Here is a 15,190-nt window from a genome sequence, read left to right on the forward strand (position 1 = left end):
GGCTCGGGCGATGGACCTCGTCGACGTCTGGCCCCTGTTCCGGTTGTGCCTGCGCACCCCGCGTCTCGAACTCCGGGTGCTGCGGGACGACGATCTGCCCGGCCTCGTCGAGGCGGCAAGGGCCGGCATCCACGACCCCGCCCGCATGCCGTTCTCGGAGCCGTGGACCGACCTGCCCGACGACGAACTCACGGCGGGACTGGCCCGGCACCAATGGCGCCAACGCGCCGCACTCACCCCTGAGTCCTGGTCCCTCAACCTGGTCGCCCGTCGTGACGGGGTCCCGATCGGGATGCAAGACCTGGTCGCCCGCCGGTTCACAACCCTCCGTACCGTAGAGACGGGCTCATGGCTGACCGCTTCGGCCCACGGTCAGGGCCTCGGCACCGAGATGCGCGCCGCGGCGCTGACCTTCGCTTTCGACCACCTCCGCGCCGAGGTCGCGACGTCGAGCGCCGCCGAGTGGAACGCCGCGTCGCTCGGCGTCTCCCGGCGACTCGGATACGTCGACAACGGTGTGTCGCGGGTCGCACCGAGAGGCCAAGCCGAAATCGACCAGCACCTGCTGCTCGAACGCGACTCGTTCGTGCGTCCGTCGTGGACGACGCACGTCGACGGGGCGCCGGAGGCGCGACGGGCGCTGGGCCTCGACGAGACGGCCCTGCGCTGAGAGTCGTTTGCGCCACCGCGGGGTGGCGTCGCACCGCCGACTGGACGTCGCACCGCCCACTTCGACGGTGCGATGCTCAGTCGGCGGTGCGATCCCGGCCCGTGACTCGGGGCGGGCTACTCGGCCCGGCGACTCGGGGCGGGTCAGCCCGGGGCGGGTCAGCTCGGGACGGCCGCGCCCTCGACGAGGGTCCAGCCGCCGTCGGCCGCCCGGCGCACCGCGCCGGCCCGCTCGAACGCGTCGAGCCAGCCACCCATCGGCCACTCGCCCCACCGCGCGGCGAAGAGGCCGCCGTTGCGCACGACGTCGAACAGGTGGCGCCACGGCGGTGACGACGTCGGGTGGTACTGGTGGTACGCGTGGGCGCCGCCGACCCAGACGAGCGGGACGTCGAGCGAGCGAGCGGTGAAGGCGAAGTCGGTGTCCTCGCCGCCGTAGCCCTCGTATCGCTCGTCGAAGCCGCCGAGCCGCGCCCAGGCGTCCGGCGTCACCGCGAACGACAGCGACCAGAACAGCGGATAGTCCGCGGCGCCCGCGACGAGCGTCGTCCCTGCAGGAGGCGCGGGTCGCGCCGCGTGCGGAGCGGTCGCCCCCTCGAGCCCCTCGCCGGTGCCGAGCACGAACCCCTCGGGCAGGTAGGTGACGGGTCCGCTCAGGAGAGCCCCCGGGAGGTCGAGCGCCGCCTGCTCGTAGTGGCGGAAGAGATCGGGGCCGGGGACGCAGTCGGCGTCGAGGAACACGATGAGCGTGGCGCCGTGACCGACGGCCGCGTCGGCTCCGCGGTTGCGTCCGGCGGCGAGGCGCAGGCCGTCGGGACCCGGCGGGACGTGCAGGGTCGTGACCCCGGCCAGGGCGGGCACGTCGGGAGCGGGGGTCTCGTCGAGCCAGACGACCACGTGGCCGGCGTCGGGCGCCACTTGCCGGACGAACCGTAGCTGGTTGGCGACGTGCTTCATGCGGGTGGCGGACGCGAGGGTCACCACCACGACGGTCACGAGGCGACCCCCGCGAGGTCGGTGCCGACGGCGGGGTCGGAACCGACGGCGGGCTCGGCGCACGCGGGGCCGACGCCGTGCGTGCCCCGACCGGCCACCTCGACGACCACCGCGGCGGCGCGGGCGGCAGCCCCCTCGACCTGCCACGCCGACCAGTCGGGCCGCAGCCCCCGGGCGCGCTCGACCACCGACGGCCACTCGTCGTCGGCGGGCCAGGACGGCGCCACGACGGCGAGACCGGCCCGGTCGAGCGCCCGGGCGGTCGTGAGCTGTTCGTCGAAGGGTCGGGTCTGCGGCACGACCACGGCACGTGCGCCGAGGGCGGCGAGGTCGGCGACGGTGTTCTGGCCGGCCCAGGTCACGATCACCTCGGCCGAGGTCATGGCCGACCACGGATCGTCGACCCAGGTGTCGAGCCCGAGGGCCGACCAGGTCGTGCCGGGCGTGGCCCGAGCCGCGCGGGCGACCGCGGCCGAGAGGTCCCCGTGGTCGCTGCCGCCGGCACCGCCCACGAAGAGGACGCTGCCGGGGACGACGGCCGACCCGCGGTCCGAGGCCCCGCGCCCGTCCTGCCGCGAGATCCCGCCGACCCAGCGCACCTTCTCGGCGACCCGGTCGAGCGCCGACGAGTCGTGCGTCCCGGCAGGCCAGGGAGCGATCACGCGCGACGCGGCGTCGTACGCGAGTCGATGGGGTTCGTCGGTGCGGTCGCCGGGTTGCGAGACCACGACGACCTCGACGCCCAGCAGCCGCACGAAGAGCGTCACCTCGACCGAGACGTCGACGACCATCGCGTCGAAGGGGCGCCCGCCGGCCGCGGCCCCGGCGATCTCCCCGGCGATGCGGCCCAGGCGGGAGGCGTGCCCGGGGTGCCCCACCGGGGCCCAGTGCAGCAGGCCGCCCACGGTGGGCGAGGCGTCGGCGGGGTGACGGACCACGCCGTCCGGGCCCGTGGTCGGGGCGTCGTCGCGCTCGAGTTCGACCCAGGTGGTGTCGTCCGGCAGGTCGACAGGGGCGCTCAGCGAGCTGAAGACGACGACGTCGGCGTCGAGGTGCGGCCGGACGGCCGAGAAGCGGGTGCGGTGCCCGGCGCCGTGGTGGTGCACGTACCAGCCGACGAGGGGGCGGGCGACCGTCGAGGTCACGCCGTCACGACCCGTCGGCCCGTGCCGGCCGGGCGCACGGCCGACAGGCCGCCGGCGAGGGACGAGGAGGCACGGTGTCGGCCACCCACGCCGGTCGCCTCCGTCGCGGCGACGGCGGACGTGCCCGGCACGCGCTCGTCCGAGGCCACGACGTCGGCGTACAGCCGCTCGAGGACGGCGGCCCGGGCTCGCAGCGAGAACCGGTCGACGGCGTCCTGCCGCACGGTGCGGCGGGCGTCGGCGTCCGTCCCGACCCGGCGCAGCAGGTCGTCGGCCGCGCGCGCCATGCCGTCGAGGTCGCCGGCGGGGACGAGGGCGGCCCCGACCGAACCCGCCACGACCTCGGGGACTCCCCCGACGGCGAACGAGACGACCGGCGTACCGGTGACCAGCGCCTCCGCGATGACGAGGCCGAAGGGCTCCTCCCACACGGGCGTGACGAGGGCGCAGCCACTGTGCCCGACGAGGGCCGCGAGCTCGGGCTGGCGCAGTTCGCCGACGTAGTGGGCGGTGGCTCCGAGGTGCGGGGCGACCTCGGTCTCGAAGTAGTCGACGTCGCCGATGCGACCGGCGATGACGAGGCGGCGCCCGGCGCGACGGGCGACCTCGAGGGCGAGGTGCAGCCCCTTCTCGGGGACGATGCGTCCCGACCAGACGAGGTCGTCGCCCCCCGGTCCGAAGCCCCAGCGCTCGGTGTCGACGCCGTTCGGCAGGACGCTCGCCTCGACGCCCTCCCTCGCCCAGGCGGCGGCGGTGTGGCCGCTGACGGCGACGAAGCGGCTGCGCGGCCCGGTGGACGAGCGGTGCGCGGCGAGCATGGCGGGCAGGGTCGGCGTGTGCAGGGTGCTGACCATCGGCACGCCGATGCGGTCGGCCCGGGCGAGCGGGGCGCCGTGCAGGCTGTGGTTGTCGACGAGGTCGTAGTCGTCGGCGTGGTCGGCGACGAACTGCAGGGCGCGTTCGAGCGCCGGCAGCGCGCGCTCGAGGTAGCCGACGGGGTAGGTCGTGTCGGTCGCCTCGGCCGGGTCGTCGAAGACCACGGCGGGCAGGACGAACTCGGGCGGGCTCTGGTCGAGGTGGTCGGACCCCTCGGTGGCGATCAGCGAGACGCGGTGGCCGCGCTCGCGCAGGGTGCGCACCTGGTGGTGGACCGACGACTCGAGGCCGCCGGCGAACGGCTCGCGGATCGGGTAGCGCAGGGGCGCCACGACGACGATGCGCAGGGGACGGGAGGCGCGGGTCACGCCGTCACCGCCGCGACCGTCGCGAGGGCGCGCTCGTACACCGCGAGGTGCGCGGCGGCCACGTCGTGGCGTTGTCGTCGCCGCACGGACCGACGTTGCCGCTGCAGGGCGGCGCGGTGCGGGGTGCCGCGGCGCGAGGCCGGCACCCGGGCCGGGGCGTCGTGTGCGTCGGCGGTCTCGTCGACGGCGTGCGGGCTGACCAGGGCGATGACGGCCGCGGCCAGCGACGCGGGGTCGTCGAGGTCGAAGGAGGCGGTGGTCCCACGGTCGGGGTGCTGCGCCGCGGCGTGGCCGACGCGGGGCGCCGCGACCGGGACGGCCAGGTCCCAGCACAGCTCGACCCAGCCCGAGTGCGTGCCGTGGCGGTAGGGCAGCACCGAGACGTCCAGGTCGGCGAGCGACCGCTCGAGCCGGGCGTCGGTCAGGCGCGGGTGCTCGGCGAGGGTCGCCGACGGGCCGGCGGCCCGGACGAGCTCGCGGATGCGCTCGGCCTGCTCGGGGTCGCGCACGCGCTCGTTCAGGTCGACCCGCGCCTCCACGGCGGCACCGGTGGCGCGCAGGGCGTCGACCGCCGCGAGCAGGGTGCGGACGGTCTCGACGCCCGCGACGTTGGGGCGCAGGTCGCGGAGGTGGACCCCGACGACGACCGTGTCACCAGGTGTGCCGACCGGCAGCTCGACCTCGGGGTCGACGATGGCCGGATGCGCGATGACGGTCGGGCGACGACCCCACCGGGCCTCGACCTCGTCGGCGGCCGCGTCGGTGAGGGTGATCAACTCGTCGGCGGCCGGGATCAGCACGTCGAGGTGCTCGACGTGGGGCGCCTGGTCGACGAGCTGCGGGTTCGTCAGGTCGTGCACCGTGTACACGAGCGGCAGGCGCAGGTCGCGCAGGGCCTCGACGACGGCGACGAGGTGGTCGGTCGGGTACGACTCGGTGCCGAAGTGCACGTGCAGCAGGTCGATCTCGTCGGCGTGGGCGCGGAGCCAGTCGGCGTCCAGCACCACCGGGGGCCACCAGCGGTCCGGCTCGGCGGGGTCGGGCAGCGGGTCGGCGAGGTGGACGACGCGGCCGGAGGCGTCGTCGGGGTCGAGCAACGAGCGGACGTACGGGTGGCCGGCCGGGACGGAGGCCACGCGGAGGGGCGCGACGACGACGGTCTCGTCGGACGCGGGGGCCGTGGTCGACGGCGACGTCGGGGCGTGATGGGTCATCGGGGCCTCCTCGGCGTGATCAGGTCGCTCGCCGTGGCGGACCGGCGCGAGGCCTGTCTCGCGGGACGACGAGCACCCGCGACGATGCGGGTGAGGTGTGCCGGGGCTGGCGGCGGGAAAGGATGACGCGACCGGGGAAGTCGCTGTTGACTCAACATAGGCCCGCGCGTCCCCCTTTGTCCGTTCCGAGCGCGGGCCGGAGGGAAGCATGTCCGAACAGCGAACCGAACCCGACGGCCGCACCCGTCACTACGGCGACTTCTACGGTCTGAGCGAGCCGGAGGGCGACGGGGCGATCGCCCTCGTGGTGGGCAACTGCCAGGCCGAGTCGCTGCGGATCTTCCTCGACGGCGGGGGCCTCAGGACCGTCCGGATGCCGCCCGTGCACGAGCTCACGGCCGCCGACCTGCCGCAGCTCGGCCGGTGGCTCGGCCGGGCCGGGCTGCTGGTCTCGCAACCGGTGCGCGACGACTACCACGACCTCCCGCTCGGCACGGCCCAGCTGGCCGCGATGCTGCCCCGGGAGGCGCGGGTCGTCCGGGTGCCCGTCGTCCGGTTCGCGGGCCTCTACCCCGCGCACGTCATCGTGCGCCCGCCGAGCGACGTCTCGCTCGTGCCGCCCGTGGTCGAGTACCACGACGTCCGGCTGATCGCCGAGGCCGCCGGGCAGCCCCTCCCGGGAGGCGCCCTGACGCCCGCCGTCGTCCGGTCGGTCGCCGAGCAGTCGCTGGCCGAGCTGCGGAAGCGCGAGGTCGCCCACGACAGCGTCGTCGCGTCGGACCTGTTCGAGGTCGGCGCGGGCGACGACGGGGCCGGCACGCCGCGCTTCGACCAGATGCGCACCCTGAACCATCCCGGCAACCCGGTCTGGACGGCCCTCGCCTCGCGCGTCCGCGAGCGCCTCGGCCTGCCCGAGCACGTCGTCGACCCGGGCCGACCCGTGCTCTCGAGCGTTCACGCCCCGCGCGAGCAGGCGGTGATCGACGCCTGGGGCCTCGACGACGAGGCGACCGACCACTGGGTCGTCGGCGGCGAGCGCGTCGACGCCGACGAGGTCCGCCGGGCACACCTCGCCTGGTACGCCGAGCACCCGGACGCGGTCGAGGCCGCGCTGGCCCGTCACGCCGACACGTTCGCGCTGTGGGGTGCGGCGTGAGCGGCGGGGCCGTCGATCCCTCGACCCGCGAGGCGACCGCGCGCGACTCGGCCCGGTCGACCGCGCGGGACGGTGCGGCGGCCACGATCGACCTCGTCGAGCTGCCCGTGGTGGTCACGCACCACGATCCGCAGCACGGCGTCGCGACCTACGCGGCCCAGATCGCCGCGACGGTCGAGGCCCGCACCGGTCGGCACCTCGCCCTGGACGTCGCCGACCTGCTCGACGTGCCGGACGTCGAGGGGGGCGTCGATGCGTGCCCGGACGACGCCGTCGACGTCGGCGTCCCGCGGGCCCACCTGCAGTTCACCGACCGGCTCTGGGGCCCCTCGCCGTCCGCCGCGGCCGACGTCGTCGAGCACCTGGCCGACACGACGGCGCTCACGGTCACCCTGCACGACCTGCCGCAGCCGTCGGACGGCGAGCGCAACCTGAGGAGGCGCGGTGAGGCCTACGGTCGCGTGGTGGCCGCCGCGCGAGGCGTCGTGGTCAACAGCGACCACGAGCGCTCCCTCCTGCGCGAGTGGGTCGGCTTCGACGGCCCGGTCGAGGTGATCCCCCTGCCGGTCGACCGGCACCCCCTGCCGGCGGAGCGGACCGGGTCGGCCGGGCTCCCCGAGCCCGCCGGGCCGGCCTGGCTCCCCGAGCCGGACGGCGACGTCGCGGTCATCGGCTTCTTCTACCCGGGCAAGGGGCACGCCGAGGTGGTGGCGGCCGTGGCCGGACTCGCGGCCGCGCGGCTCGACGCCGCCGGCGACCGGGGCGGCAGCGGGGCGACGCGACCGGACGCGGGGGCGACCGGCGTCGTGGCGCTCGGCCGCGCCTCCTCGGGGCACGAGGCCGAGCTGCAGCAGCTGGTCGACGAGGCGGCGGCGCTCGGCGTGCCGTTCGGCGCGACGGGCTACCTCGACGACGCGACGCTGCTCGACCGCGCCCGGCGGGCGTCGGTGCCCGTGGCGGCGCACCAGCACGTGTCGGCCTCCGGATCGATCGCGACCTGGATCGCGGCCGGGCGACGACCGCTCGTGCCCGACACGAGGTACTCGCGCGAGATGGCCGCCCTCCGGCCGGGCACGCTCACGCTCTACCCCGACGGCGGTCTGGCGACGGCGATCGCGACGGCCCTGGCCGACCCGGCGTCGACCTGGCTCGACGACGACGCCCGGACCCTGCCCGGCCTCGACGAGGTGGCCGACGCCTACGCGGCGTGGTGGGCCGAGGGGGTGCGCTGGTGAGCCGCGACGCCGGGTCGCCGGTGTCCGACGCGACCGACACCGCGCCTCCTGCGGGTGGGCGGTTCGTCGTCGGCAACGCGTGGGACGCCCTCGACGGGGTGTGGCCCGACCTGCCGCCGCTCGTGTCGGTGGTCGTCGTGCACTACCGGCAGCAGGCCGAGCTCGACCGCACGCTGGCGGCGCTCGCGCGTCAGAGCTACCCGGCCGAACGGCTCGAGGTGATCGTCGTCGACGACGGATCGCCGACGCCACCCACCGTGCCCGAGGGGGTGCGGCTGATCGTGCAGGAGGACCTCGGGTTCCGGCTCTCGGCCGCCCGCAACGTCGGCGTCGCCGCGTCGTCGGGGTCGGTGCTGTGCTTCGTCGACGCCGACACCTCACCCGAGCCGGACTACGTGCTACGGCTGACCCGGCTGCCGGCGCTCGCCCCCGAGGCGGTGACGGTCGGCCAGCGGAAGCACGCGGACTTCGCGGGGGTGCTGGGTGGCGACGGCGGCGCAGGTGACGGCGTGGCCGTGCCGGTGTCGGAGCCGGTCGAGCTGGCAGGGCCGGCCCACGAGCTGGAGCAGCCGCGCTGGTTGCAGCAGGCGTACGGCTGGTCGGCCGACCTGCTGCACGCCGACGACCGGTCGTACCGTCACCTGATCGGGGCGGTCACCTGCTGCACCCGCTGGTTCTTCGACCAGGTCGGCGGCTTCGACGAGTCGTTCACGAGCTACGGCGGCGAGGACTGGGAGTGGGCCCACCGCGCGTGGCTCGCCGGCGGCGTGTTCGCGCACGTGCCGGGCGCCGTGGCGTGGCACGACGGGCCGGACTGGGCGGGACGGGCGACGGGTGCCGGCGGCGCGTCGGCGGGGTCGGGGTCGGGGGGTTCGGCGGGGTCGGCGGCGGCGGCGTCGGCGGCGGTCGCTCGCGAGGACGAGGAGGCGCGGCGTCAGGTCGAGAAGAACGGCGAGACCCTGCGCCTCGCGGACCTGATCGCCGTGCGCGGCTCGCGTGGGTTCGGCGTGCGGAGTCGCGCGGTGGACGTCTGCGTCGACCTGGTCGCCTCCGTCGGGACGTCGATCTCGGCCGGTGCGGCGTTCGTGGCGGTCGACAGCGTGCTGGCGGCGATGCCGGGCGTGACGGTCGTGGTGCCGGATGACGTGGCCCCGGTCTTCGAGGCGGACCAGCGGGTGCGGGGCCGCTCGTCGGACGCTGCCGCCGCGGCGCTGGCCGGTGCCCGGGTGGTCGTGACGCTCGACGGGCCCGTGCGGGTGCTGCCCGCGGTGGAGGCCGGCGGCTCGGACGACGCCCGGGTGCAGGCCCTGGCCGCTGCGGTCGGCCTCGGGGACGACGTCGCGCGCGACCTGCGGACGGCGACGGACGCGGTGGGCGTCGGGTCGCTCGGCACGGTCGAGTTGGCGGACCCGTCGGGCCGCGTGCTCGTGACGGTCGAGTCGCGCCGCGCCGCCCTGCGCGCCCGACGCTGGGGGGCGGGCGTCGCGTTCGTCTCGCACCGCGCCTCCGTGGACTGGCTGACGCCCGTCACGGGCGAGCCGAGCGTCGCCGCCTACCTCGGCGGCTGGGGCTGATCCCGGGGCCCGCGCGATCACTCCCGCGGCCGCGTCGAGTGGTCCCCCATCGTCCTTCGTCGACCGACGAGGGACGGTTCGGGACCACTCGACCGACGTTCAGGGGGTGGGTGCGACCAGGGTGAGCCAGCCCTCGTCGACGACGTAGCCGAGGGTGGCGTTCGCGGCGACGATGGCGGGGTTGTCGGCCGAACCTCCGGTGCGGAAGCGGAGCACGCCGGCGTCGAGGAGGGCCAGCACCGACGCGGCCTTGACCGCCGCCGCGAGGCCTCGACCGCGGTGATCGGGATGCACGACGGTGACGTCCGTCTCGGCGGTGGGACCGTCGAGGTCGACGACGGTCAGGCCGACGAGGCGACCCGTCGACGTGAGGGCACCCCAGGCCCGGCGGGTCGGTCCGGGTGTCGCCGACGACCGGTCGAAGGGCTCGTGCCGTGTGGCCACGCTGCCCGGGTAGTCGTCGAGGGTCTGCGCGTCGAGAGCGAGGACGTCGTCGACGTCGTGCAACCCGAGCTCGCGGATCGTGACGTCGGCGACCCTGCCGGACGCGAGGGCGCGGAGGCGGTCACGGTCGAGGCGGTCGCCGTCGAGCCGGGCACCGAACGACCGGGCCGCGACGGTCCACCCGGCGCGGAGGAGCGCGGCGGCCTCGGGTGAATCGTCACGGAGGACGGCCGGTGTCTGCACGGCCCGATGGTACGACGCCCCCGCTCGATAGGGTGGTCTGGTCGCGGTGGGCGGCGCGGACGAGGGGGATCTCATGAGCGACCAGAACGACGGAGCGGACCAGCGGGGCGGGCAGCCGCAGCAGCCGCCCTACGGGCAGCCCTCCTACGGGCAGCCCTCCTACGGGCAGCCCTCCTACGGGCAGCCGACGCCCCCGCCCTACGGGCAGCAGTCGCCTCCGCCCTACGGGCAGCAGCCGCCCTACGGGCAGCCGACGCCTCCGCCGTACGGGCAGCAGCCCGGGTACGGGCAGCCCTCGTACGCACAGCCCTCGTACGGACAGCCGCCGCAGGGGTCGCCCTCCGGCCCGGGCGGGTCGGTCCCCCTCTGGGCGCCGCTGTACGGGGCGGGCCCGATCGTCGCGGTGAAGCGGTTCTTCCTCAAGTACGCCGACTTCACGGGGCGCGCGAGCCGCAGCGAGTACTGGTGGGTGGTCCTCGCGAACACGGTCCTCTACTTCGTCCTCGGCATCGTCGGGTTCCTCGCGGGCCTCCCGGGGAGCACGACCGACTACGACGGCACCCTCGAACCCGGACCCGGTTCCATCCCCTTCGGCTTCGTCTTCGCGATCCTCTTCTTCGGGACGATCGTGCCGTTCCTCTCCCTCGGAGCGCGGCGACTCCACGACATCGACCTCAGCGGATGGTTGCTGCTCATCAACCTCGTCCCGTACCTCGGCGGATTCGTCATCTTCATCCTGTCGCTGCTCGGCCCGAAGCCCGGCGGCGCCCGGTTCGACCGGCCCCGGGCCTGACGGCACCCCAGCCCGGGCGCGGTGACGGCGGCGGACGCGTCACGGTAGTTTCTCGACCATGAGCGCTCCCGACGCCCGCGTGCCCGACGACCGACGTGCCCTCGTCCAGCCGGAGCTGCGCCCCGGCGAGCACCTGCTCTGGTCGGGCGGCCCGGACGAGAGCGTGACCTTCGGTCGCAACGACCTGTTCCTCGTGCCGTTCAGCCTGCTTTGGTGCGGGTTCGCGATCTTCTGGGAGGTCTCCGCGCTGCGCGACGGGGCATCGTGGTTCTTCGTCGCCTTCGGTGGGGTCTTCGTGGCGATCGGCCTCTTCTTCGTGGTCGGCAGGTTCCTGCTCAAGCGGGCCTGGAAGGCGAAGACGGGTTACGCGGTCACCGACCAGAGGTCGTTCCTGGTCGTCGGGTCGACCGTCCACCAGGCGCCGGCGAAGCAGCAGAACCAGGAGGTCTCGTGGTCCCGGGACCGCACCCACGTCAGCGTGGACTGGACCGACTCGATCACGGGGAACACCCCGTTCGGCGCACGGCAGCGTGGCCTGACCAACACGGGCCTCGACGGGGTCATGGCCCCGCTGCCGATGACCTTCGTGGACGTGCGCGACGGCGAGGCGCTGCTGCGCGCGCTCGACGAGGCCGGGCGTCCGGAGGCGCGGTGAGGGCCGTCCGCGGATTCCTCCGTCGACGAGAGGCGGACGTCGACGAACCCCGCCGCAGTCAGGCCTGGCGTGACCTCGTCGACCGGGTGCTCGTCGAGTTCGACGCACTCAACCCCTGCGGACTGGAGCCCGGCACGGAGGACGGCGCCCCGTAGGACGAACATGAACCCGAGGCCGACCCGATGACGACGGCGACGACGATGACGGCATCGGGCCGCGTCTCCGGCGGTACCGTGAACCCGTGTCCTCCCACCTCCGCCTGATCGAGCCGCGAGACGCCCCCGAGTTGGCCCGGGCGTTGACGCGCAACCGTGAGTTCCTGGCGCCCTGGGACCCCGTGCGCGGTGACGCCTACTTCACGCCCGAGGGGCAGCTGTCGGTGATCTCGTCGCTGCTGGCGCAACGATCCCGGGGTGAGGCGCAGCCGTTCGTCATCGTCGACGAGGGTGCCGTGGTGGGCCGGCTGACCCTCAGCGGGATCGCCCGTGGCCCCTTCCGGTCCTGTGACCTGGGCTACTGGCTGTCGGAGGACCGCAACGGGCGCGGCATCATGACCTCGGCCGTCGGCGAAGCCGTCGACTGGGCGTTCGGCGACGCCGGCCTCCACCGAGTCCAGGCGGGGACGCTCCGTCACAACGTCGCCTCACAGCGGGTCCTGCAGAAGGCGGGTTTCGAGCAGTACGGCATCGCACCGTCCTACCTCGAGATCGCGGGCCGTTGGCAGGACCACGTCCTCTTCCAGCGGGTCGACGACTCGACCGGACGGTGATCCGTCCAGGACAGGCTCGGCCGTTCCCTTGGAGGGTGTGACCCCGCCATCCGTTCGATCCGGACACCCGCCGCGACACCGGCCCGGAACTGCCGACACCGACACCGGCAGCGCCCACCCGTCGGCAACTCCTGACTCCCGTCGCGGTAGCTCTCCTCCCCGGTGATCCCGGCACCCCGCCGCAGCACCGGCCCGGAGTTGCCGACACCGACAACGGCGGCATGCTCGACATCCGCTTCGACCTGGACGCGTGTCGGCCCACCCCCATGCACGCGGCACGCGTCCCGCCCCAGGTCAACAAATCCTGACTCCTGCCGCAGCCGCTCCCCTCCCGCGCGGAAGCGGGCACCCCGCCGCAGCACGAGCCCGGAATTGCCGACACCGGAGTCCGAGCCGGAGGCCCCGGGGGCGTTGTCGAGGGATGGGAGGCGCCCGCGGCGGACCGGTAGCCCCGTCAGAGCACCGTGTAGCCGGCGGCGAGCGCCGAGCGACCCGTCAGGGCCGTCAGGAGGCGCGGCGCGTCAGCCCACGGAGCATCGGCCACGAGGGCCCCGAGCACCACCAGCGCCTGACGGCCCGCGATCTCGGGCGCCGGCCCGTCGAGCCCGGCGGCCGCCCTGAGGTCGCCCGTGTGCACCACGAGCTCGACGACGCGCGTCGGGAGGTACGCCTCGAGCCGCCACTCGCCGACCGGCGTCTCGACCCGCGCGTCCGCGGTCCGTGCAGCCACCACGCCGGTCACCCGTCGCACGACGGCGTCGACGCTCTCGGGCAGGTGGGCGCCGAGGTCCCGTCCAGCCTGCCGCCCCCGCTCGGCGACCTCGTCCGGTTCGGCACGGCCGCCCCGGACCGCCCGGTAGTAGTCGACGGTCCGGTGGCCGGAATCGGACGACCCGGGCCGCAGGTACTGCTCGACCGTGAGCAGTGCCCGCGACGTGTGGCCGACGAGGTCGCGGTGGTTCCACTCGCCGAGGGCCGGGGCGTCCCAGAGGGCCGGCGGCCGGTCCAGCTCGTGCACCGTCTCGGCGAACCATCGCGCCGCCGCCCCGAACGCGTCGCGGACCGTCGCGAAGCTCTCGTCCATGGGGTGAGCCTAGATCCGGCCGTGACCTGCGTCGCGGGGTGTCCACCCGACCGTCACCATGCCCTAGCCTCGCCATCGTGGGGAAACGTCAGATCTACGTCGAGACCGTGATCGACGCCGACCTCGACCGGGTCTGGGCCGCCACGCAGGACCCCGCGCAGCACGTCCGCTGGGACGTCCGCTTCTCGAGCATCACCCCCGGGCCGCCGGACGCCGACGGGTCGACCCCGTTCCGCTACGTCCGCCGCACGCCCGTCCACACCGTCCGGGGCACGGGCGTCAGCATCGGCGAGCGCCACGGCCGGGACGGTTCGCGCACGTCCGCCCTGCGCTTCGCGACCGACGACGTCCTCTCGCCGATCCGGGCCGGTCGCGGGTACTGGCGCTACGTCCCCACCGCCGACGGACGGACGCGCTTCGTGACCGGCTACGACTACGACCCGGGTTGGGGCCCGCTCGACCTGGTCGTGCGTCCGCTGCTCGGTTGGGCGACGGCGTACAGCTTCGACCGCCTGCGCCTCTGGCTCGAGACCGGCCGCGAACCCGAGCGGTGGCCGCTCGCCTGCGCTCTCGCGTTCTGGCGTCCGGACCGCCCCCGCGCCTCCCGCACCCTGCGTGCGCCCGCCGGCGGCACGCGCGCGGGCGACCACCTGAAGGAGGCGCCGGTCACCCTGGCCGCGCTGCCCGACCCCGCGAGGCGGTCACCCCGATGACGTCGATCTTCGAGCGGGCCCTCGGCGAGGACTTCACGCGTCTGCACCCGATGATGCAGCGACGTTTCGGCGTCGGTCTCGACTCGGGCGAGGCCTGCGTGGGCCGGGGGGTCATGTCGTCGATCCGGCGGGGCCCGTGGTGGACGGTGCCGTTCTTGCAGATCGGGCGGTTGCGCAACATCCTGGTGCCCGACGTCGGCCACGACGTGCCCTTCGTCATCGAGAACTACCCGTACCGCGACGCACTCGGACGCGAGACGGTCACCTTCGTCCGCTCGTACTCGGTGCCGCGCCGCCGCGCGGGCCGACGGCCGGTCCGATTCGACGCGACGATGGTGCTCGACCGGGGGCGGGTGCTCGACTACCTCGGCACGCACCAGCACCTCGCGGTCGACCTCGACCTGTCGGTCGACGACCGCGGCGGCCTCGTGCTGCGATCCGGGGCGCAGCGCTTCCACGAGGGCCCCGTCTCGTTCCGCTTCCCGATGCTTTTCAGCGGTCGGGCCGAGTTGCACGAGTGGTGGTCCGACGACGACGAGTCGTTCCACGTCGACCTCGAGGTGCACAACCACCGCTTCGGGTTCCTCTTCGGCTACCGCGGCGCCTTCACCTGCGAGTGGGTCGCCGCCTCCGATGCGCCCGCCCGGCTCAAGCCGCGACGCACCGAGGCGCGTCTCTAGGCCCCGAAGTGGAGCGTGCGTCCCGTCCCTCTGTCGGCAAGTCCTGGCTCCCGTCACGCCCGCACCCGTCCCACGCCGATCCACGCACCCCACCGCAGCACCAGCCAGGAATTGCCGACACCGCAACCGCCAGCACCACTGACCCAGGCACCGGCACCGGCACCGGCCCCAGCGTCAGACCCCGTCGGCAAATCCTGGCTCCCGTCACGGCCGCACCCGTCCCACGCCGATCCCGACACCCCGCCGCAGCACCAGCCAGGAAATGCCGACACCGCGACCGCCACCGCCACCGCCACCGCCACCGGCACCAGACCCCGTCGGCAAGTCCTGGCTCCCGTCAGAGCCGCACCCGTCCCACGCCGATCCACGCACCTCACCGCAGCACCGGCCAGGAATTGCCGACACCGCGACGCCGCGACACCGGCACCGGCACCGGCACCGGCGGCAGACCCCGTCGGCAAGTCCTGGCTCCCGTCACGGCCGCACCCGTCCCACGCCGATCCCGACACCCCGCCGCAGCATCAGCCAGGAATCGCCGACACCGCGACGCCGCGACACCGGCACGGCGTCGGTCGC

Annotated in this window: 16 protein-coding genes; 10 read left to right on the forward strand and 6 right to left on the reverse strand. The window is 74.9% G+C overall.

All coding sequences use genetic code 11. From position 1 onward, the window contains the following. Positions 1–10: 10 nt before the first annotated feature. The gene (locus HQQ78_RS05965) at positions 11–670 is read left to right on the forward strand and encodes a GNAT family N-acetyltransferase (protein ID WP_123570613.1); all 660 of its coding nucleotides are present in this window, start codon (positions 11–13) and stop codon (positions 668–670) included. Between the two features lie 158 nt (positions 671–828). Here HQQ78_RS05965 and HQQ78_RS05970 read toward each other — a convergent pair whose 3' ends face one another. From HQQ78_RS05970 to HQQ78_RS05985, 4 genes are read right to left on the reverse strand one after another with little or no spacing between them, the layout of a single operon-like run. Further along, positions 829–1,665, reverse strand: coding sequence for a galactosyltransferase-related protein (locus HQQ78_RS05970; RefSeq protein WP_173151556.1), 837 nt, complete (start codon positions 1,663–1,665; stop codon positions 829–831). Beyond that, the gene (locus tag HQQ78_RS16355; protein ID WP_173151558.1) at positions 1,662–2,810 is read right to left on the reverse strand and encodes a glycosyltransferase; all 1,149 of its coding nucleotides are present in this window, start codon (positions 2,808–2,810) and stop codon (positions 1,662–1,664) included. Before HQQ78_RS16355 ends, HQQ78_RS05970 begins: the two co-directional genes overlap by 4 nt. Then, positions 2,807–4,054, reverse strand: a complete 1,248-nt coding sequence (locus HQQ78_RS05980; protein ID WP_173151560.1) for a glycosyltransferase — start codon at positions 4,052–4,054, stop codon at positions 2,807–2,809. The genes HQQ78_RS16355 and HQQ78_RS05980 overlap by 4 nt, the downstream gene beginning before the upstream one ends. Then, positions 4,051–5,268 carry a glycosyltransferase gene (locus HQQ78_RS05985; RefSeq protein ID WP_056046783.1) on the reverse strand — a complete coding sequence of 406 codons (1,218 nt, stop codon included), beginning with the start codon at positions 5,266–5,268 and terminating at the stop codon, positions 4,051–4,053. Before HQQ78_RS05985 ends, HQQ78_RS05980 begins: the two co-directional genes overlap by 4 nt. A 208-nt stretch (positions 5,269–5,476) precedes the next feature. Between HQQ78_RS05985 and HQQ78_RS05990 the strand changes: the two genes are divergently transcribed. Genes HQQ78_RS05990 through HQQ78_RS06000 form a run of 3 tightly spaced genes read left to right on the forward strand, consistent with a single transcriptional unit; the run spans position 5,477 to position 9,233 of the window. Further along, positions 5,477–6,424 carry a WcbI family polysaccharide biosynthesis putative acetyltransferase gene (locus HQQ78_RS05990; protein ID WP_173151562.1) on the forward strand — a complete coding sequence of 316 codons (948 nt, stop codon included), beginning with the start codon at positions 5,477–5,479 and terminating at the stop codon, positions 6,422–6,424. Continuing rightward, complete coding sequence (locus HQQ78_RS05995) at positions 6,421–7,659, forward strand: hypothetical protein (protein WP_173151564.1); 1,239 nt, start codon at positions 6,421–6,423, stop codon at positions 7,657–7,659. Before HQQ78_RS05990 ends, HQQ78_RS05995 begins: the two co-directional genes overlap by 4 nt. Next, positions 7,656–9,233, forward strand: a complete 1,578-nt coding sequence (locus HQQ78_RS06000; protein WP_371740370.1) for a glycosyltransferase family 2 protein — start codon at positions 7,656–7,658, stop codon at positions 9,231–9,233. The genes HQQ78_RS05995 and HQQ78_RS06000 overlap by 4 nt, the downstream gene beginning before the upstream one ends. Before the next feature lie 99 nt (positions 9,234–9,332). On the opposite strand, the gene HQQ78_RS06005 is transcribed toward HQQ78_RS06000, so the two are convergent. Then, positions 9,333–9,920, reverse strand: coding sequence for a GNAT family N-acetyltransferase (locus HQQ78_RS06005; RefSeq protein ID WP_173151566.1), 588 nt, complete (start codon positions 9,918–9,920; stop codon positions 9,333–9,335). Between the two features lie 73 nt (positions 9,921–9,993). On the opposite strand from HQQ78_RS06005, the gene HQQ78_RS06010 reads away from it, so the two are divergent. The 4 genes from HQQ78_RS06010 (at position 9,994) to HQQ78_RS06025 (ending at position 12,137) form a co-directional block, all read left to right on the forward strand. Next, the gene (locus HQQ78_RS06010) at positions 9,994–10,713 is read left to right on the forward strand and encodes a DUF805 domain-containing protein (RefSeq protein ID WP_173151568.1); all 720 of its coding nucleotides are present in this window, start codon (positions 9,994–9,996) and stop codon (positions 10,711–10,713) included. 58 nt (positions 10,714–10,771) lie between these two features. Next, positions 10,772–11,368 (forward strand): hypothetical protein, encoded by a 597-nt coding sequence (locus HQQ78_RS06015; protein ID WP_173151570.1) that lies wholly within the window; start codon positions 10,772–10,774, stop codon positions 11,366–11,368. Continuing rightward, complete coding sequence (locus HQQ78_RS06020) at positions 11,365–11,523, forward strand: hypothetical protein (protein WP_173151572.1); 159 nt, start codon at positions 11,365–11,367, stop codon at positions 11,521–11,523. Before HQQ78_RS06015 ends, HQQ78_RS06020 begins: the two co-directional genes overlap by 4 nt. Before the next feature lie 86 nt (positions 11,524–11,609). After that, positions 11,610–12,137 carry a GNAT family N-acetyltransferase gene (locus tag HQQ78_RS06025; protein ID WP_173151574.1) on the forward strand — a complete coding sequence of 176 codons (528 nt, stop codon included), beginning with the start codon at positions 11,610–11,612 and terminating at the stop codon, positions 12,135–12,137. A gap of 454 nt (positions 12,138–12,591) precedes the next feature. On the opposite strand, the gene HQQ78_RS06030 is transcribed toward HQQ78_RS06025, so the two are convergent. After that, entirely contained in the window at positions 12,592–13,221 is a 630-nt protein-coding gene (locus HQQ78_RS06030; protein ID WP_173151576.1) for a maleylpyruvate isomerase N-terminal domain-containing protein, read from the reverse strand. Between the two features lie 77 nt (positions 13,222–13,298). On the opposite strand from HQQ78_RS06030, the gene HQQ78_RS06035 reads away from it, so the two are divergent. Both HQQ78_RS06035 and HQQ78_RS06040 read left to right on the forward strand, forming a co-directional pair. Then, positions 13,299–13,934 carry an SRPBCC family protein gene (locus HQQ78_RS06035; protein WP_082460343.1) on the forward strand — a complete coding sequence of 212 codons (636 nt, stop codon included), beginning with the start codon at positions 13,299–13,301 and terminating at the stop codon, positions 13,932–13,934. Next, positions 13,931–14,614: a DUF4166 domain-containing protein gene (locus HQQ78_RS06040; RefSeq protein ID WP_173151578.1), complete on the forward strand. Its 684-nt coding sequence runs from the start codon at positions 13,931–13,933 to the stop codon at positions 14,612–14,614. Before HQQ78_RS06035 ends, HQQ78_RS06040 begins: the two co-directional genes overlap by 4 nt. The last annotated feature ends 576 nt before the right edge of the window (positions 14,615–15,190 follow it).

It is taken from the genome of Frigoribacterium sp. VKM Ac-2859, from assembly GCF_013204925.1.
Lineage (GTDB): Bacteria > Actinomycetota > Actinomycetes > Actinomycetales > Microbacteriaceae > Frigoribacterium.

What these genes read in the sequence shown, in the direction of transcription:
- HQQ78_RS05965 (WP_123570613.1), top strand. Translation starts at nt 11, where the DNA reads ATGGACCTCGTCGACGTCTGGCCCCTGTTCCGGTTGTGCCTGCGCACC.
- HQQ78_RS05985 (WP_056046783.1), bottom strand. Translation starts at nt 5,268, where the DNA reads ATGACCCATCACGCCCCGACGTCGCCGTCGACCACGGCCCCCGCGTCC.
- HQQ78_RS05990 (WP_173151562.1), top strand. Translation starts at nt 5,477, where the DNA reads ATGTCCGAACAGCGAACCGAACCCGACGGCCGCACCCGTCACTACGGC.
- HQQ78_RS06010 (WP_173151568.1), top strand. Translation starts at nt 9,994, where the DNA reads ATGAGCGACCAGAACGACGGAGCGGACCAGCGGGGCGGGCAGCCGCAG.
- HQQ78_RS06015 (WP_173151570.1), top strand. Translation starts at nt 10,772, where the DNA reads ATGAGCGCTCCCGACGCCCGCGTGCCCGACGACCGACGTGCCCTCGTC.
- HQQ78_RS06030 (WP_173151576.1), bottom strand. Translation starts at nt 13,221, where the DNA reads ATGGACGAGAGCTTCGCGACGGTCCGCGACGCGTTCGGGGCGGCGGCG.
- HQQ78_RS06040 (WP_173151578.1), top strand. Translation starts at nt 13,931, where the DNA reads ATGACGTCGATCTTCGAGCGGGCCCTCGGCGAGGACTTCACGCGTCTG.